This is a genomic window from Thiovibrio frasassiensis (genome assembly GCF_029607905.1).
GTDB lineage: Bacteria > Desulfobacterota > Desulfobulbia > Desulfobulbales > Desulfurivibrionaceae > Thiovibrio > Thiovibrio frasassiensis.
This window is the reverse complement of sequence record NZ_JAPHEH010000003.1, coordinates 1,878-5,469: the sequence shown is the minus strand read 5'-3', so window position 1 is coordinate 5,469 and position 3,592 is coordinate 1,878. Positions and strand designations below refer to the sequence as shown.

Below are 3,592 nucleotides of genomic sequence, written 5' to 3'. Positions count from 1 at the left end.
CCTGTTCAGATATTAAACTGGAGAGTTTGATCCTGGCTCAGATTGAACGCTGGCGGCGTGCTTAACACATGCAAGTCGAACGAGAAAGGGACTTCGGTCCTGAGTAGAGTGGCGCACGGGTGAGTAACGCGTAGGTAATCTACCTCTGCATCTGGGATAACACTTCGAAAGGGGTGCTAATACCGGATACACTTATGGACCGCAAGGTCTATAAGGAAAGGAGACCTCTCCTTGGAAGTTTCTGTGTAGAGATGAGCCTGCGTCCCATTAGCTAGTTGGTAGGGTAATGGCCTACCAAGGCTACGATGGGTAGCGGGTCTGAGAGGATGATCCGCCACACTGGAACTGAAACACGGACCAGACTCCTACGGGAGGCAGCAGTGAGGAATATTGGACAATGGGCGAAAGCCTGATCCAGCGACGCCGCGTGAGTGATGAAGGCCTTTGGGTCGTAAAGCTCTGTCAGCAGGGAAGAACGGCCGTGTGGTTAATACCCATGCGGATTGACGGTACCTGCAGAGGAAGCACCGGCTAACTCCGTGCCAGCAGCCGCGGTAATACGGAGGGTGCGAGCGTTAATCGGAATTACTGGGCGTAAAGGGCGCGTAGGCGGCCGATCAAGTCAGGTGTGAAAGCCCACGGCTTAACCGTGTGAAGTGCATCTGAAACTGGTCGGCTTGAGTATCGGAGAGGAAAGTGGAATTCCCGGTGTAGAGGTGAAATTCGTAGATATCGGGAGGAATACCGGTGGCGAAGGCGACTTTCTGGACGAATACTGACGCTGAGGCGCGAAAGCGTGGGGAGCAAACAGGATTAGATACCCTGGTAGTCCACAGCTGTAAACGATGTGCACTAGATGTAGGGGAGTGTTGACCTTTCCTGTGTCGTAGCTAACGCATTAAGTGCACCGCCTGGGGAGTACGGCCGCAAGGTTAAAACTCAAAGGAATTGACGGGGGCCCGCACAAGCGGTGGAGTATGTGGTTTAATTCGACGCAACGCGCAGAACCTTACCTAGACTTGACATCCCGGGAATTTTCTGGAAACAGTTAAGTGCTTTAGCAATAAAGAACCCGGTGACAGGTGCTGCATGGCTGTCGTCAGCTCGTGTCGTGAGATGTTGGGTTAAGTCCCGCAACGAGCGCAACCCTCGCCTTTAGTTGCCAGCATTCAGTTGGGCACTCTAGAGGGACTGCCGGTGTCAAACCGGAGGAAGGTGGGGATGACGTCAAGTCCTCATGGCCTTTATGTCTAGGGCTACACACGTACTACAATGGCCGGTACAAAGGGCAGCCACTCAGCGATGAGGCGCTAATCCCATAAAGCCGGTCTCAGTCCGGATCGCAGTCTGCAACTCGACTGCGTGAAGTTGGAATCGCTAGTAATCGTAGATCAGCATGCTACGGTGAATACGTTCCCGGGCCTTGTACACACCGCCCGTCACACCACGAGAGTTGGTTGTTCCAGAAGCGGTTGAGCTAACCTTCGGGAAGCAGGCTGCCAAGGAATGGTCGGTAATTGGGGTGAAGTCGTAACAAGGTAGCCGTAGGGGAACCTGCGGCTGGATCACCTCCTTTTAAAGGATGTACTTTCTGGCAACAGGAAGGCATACTTGGTCAACCCCATCTTTTACTCACTATTCAGTTTTGAATGATCGCTGTTTCGATCACTTAAAAGAAGAGAAATGAACGGGCCTATAGCTCAGTTCTGGTTAGAGCGCACGCCTGATAAGCGTGAGGTCACTGGTTCAAGTCCAGTTAGGCCCACCAGCTTATTAATGAAGAATGAAGAATGTAGAGAGCAGAAAGGTTCTACCTTTCTTGAATTTATATTGTGAACTTTTCATTTCGCTTGGTTGACCGGGGGTGTAGCTCAGTTGGGAGAGCGCCTGCCTTGCACGCAGGAGGTCATCGGTTCGATCCCGTTCACCTCCACCATTTTTTTGATGGTGGTACACTTAAGTCTGAAAGGTGGAAACCGGTTATTGGTTTTCAGCTTTGAGCCTTGAGCTCTGGCACTTTTTTGAGTGCGATTTGTAGATCTTTGATAATTGAATATTTTGTTGTTGTTGTACCCAAATAGCTGAGTATAAAAGATCAAGCGTTTTTTGGTCAAGCTACTAAGGGCAGACGGAGGATGCCTGGGTACCGGGAGGCGAAGAAGGACGCGGTAAGCTGCGATAAGCTTCGGGGAGCTGCTAACAGGCTTTGAACCGGAGATTTCCGAATGGGGAAACCCGGCCAGGGTTATACCTGGTCATCGTGCACTGAATACATAGGTGTAACGAGGCGAACGCAGGGAATTGAAACATCTAAGTACCTGCAGGAGTAGAAATCAATTTAGAGATTCCGTCAGTAGCGGCGAGCGAAAGCGGAACAGCCCAAACCGAGTCATTTATGGCTCGGGGTTGTGGGGCCCCGATATGGGATTGCGAATGGATAGCAGAAGGGTATGGAAAGGCCCACCACAGACGGTGATAGTCCGGTATGCGAAATCTTGAAGCACCCTAGGGTGTCCCCGAGTACCACGAGGCACGTGAAACCTAGTGGGAATCTGGGAGGACCATCTTCCAAGGCTAAATACTACCCGGTGACCGATAGTGAACTAGTACCGTGAGGGAAAGGTGAAAAGAACGGGGGGACCCGAGTGAAATAGAACCTGAAACCGTCTGTCTACAAGCAGTGGAAGCACGATGTCGCAAGACCGTGTAACCGCGTGCCTTTTGCATAATGAGTCAGCGACTTACCCTATGCAGCGAGGTTAAGCCGAAAGGTGTAGCCGTAGCGAAAGCGAGTCTTAATAGGGCGACAAGTTGCATGGGGTAGACCCGAAGCCGGGTGATCTATCCATGACCAGGGTGAAGCGAAGGTAATACTTCGTGGAGGCCCGAACCGATATAGGTTGAAAACTGTTCGGATGAGTTGTGGCTAGGAGTGAAAGGCTAATCAAACTCGGTGATAGCTGGTTTTCCTCGAAATATATTTAGGTATAGCCTCGCATGATGACTGACGGAGGTAGAGCACTGACAAGACTAGGGGTCCCCACAGGATTACCAACTCTTATCAAACTCCGAATGCCGTCAAGTTCAAGTGCGGGAGTCAGACTGCGGGAGATAAGTTCCGTGGTCAAAAGGGAAAGAGCCCAGACCATCAGCTAAGGTCCCTAAATGCATGCTAAGTGGTAAAGGATGTGGAACTGTTTAGACAATCAGGAGGTTGGCTTAGAAGCAGCAATCCTTTAAAGAAAGCGTAATAGCTCACTGATCGAATGGGTCTGCGCCGAAAATTCAACGGGGCTTAAGCATGCTACCGAAGCTATGGATAACGCGCAAGCGTTATGGTAGAGGAACATTGTAGTAACCTGAGAAGGTACACCGTAAGGAGTGCTGGAGGACCTACAAGAGCTTATGCTGACACGAGTAGCGAAAATGCGGGTGAGAAACCCGCACGCCGAAAACCTAAGGTTTCCTGAGTAAAGTTAATCTGCTCAGGGTTAGTCGGCCCCTAAGGCGAGGCCGAGAGGCGTAGTCGATGGAAAACGGGTTAATATCCCCGTACCATTTTATCAGCGTTTGAGCGAAGGGGGGACGCAGA

Annotated in this window: 2 tRNA genes and 2 rRNA genes (1 of these 4 running past the window's edge); all 4 read left to right on the top strand. The window is 51.1% G+C overall.

Features of this window, described 5'->3' with window-relative positions:
* The first annotated feature begins 14 nt into the window (after positions 1-14).
* Positions 15-1,576: ribosomal RNA gene (locus tag OLX77_RS13215) — 16S ribosomal RNA — on the top strand.
* A 113-nt stretch (positions 1,577-1,689) separates the two neighbouring features.
* Positions 1,690-1,768: transfer RNA gene (locus OLX77_RS13210), tRNA-Ile, on the top strand.
* Positions 1,769-1,860: 92 nt separating this feature from the next.
* Positions 1,861-1,936 (top strand) — tRNA-Ala (locus OLX77_RS13205).
* A gap of 172 nt (positions 1,937-2,108) precedes the next feature.
* A 23S ribosomal RNA gene (locus OLX77_RS13200) occupies positions 2,109-3,592 on the top strand (it continues 1,573 nt past the right edge of the window).
* The 16S and 23S rRNA genes sit together here with 2 tRNA genes alongside, the layout of an rRNA operon.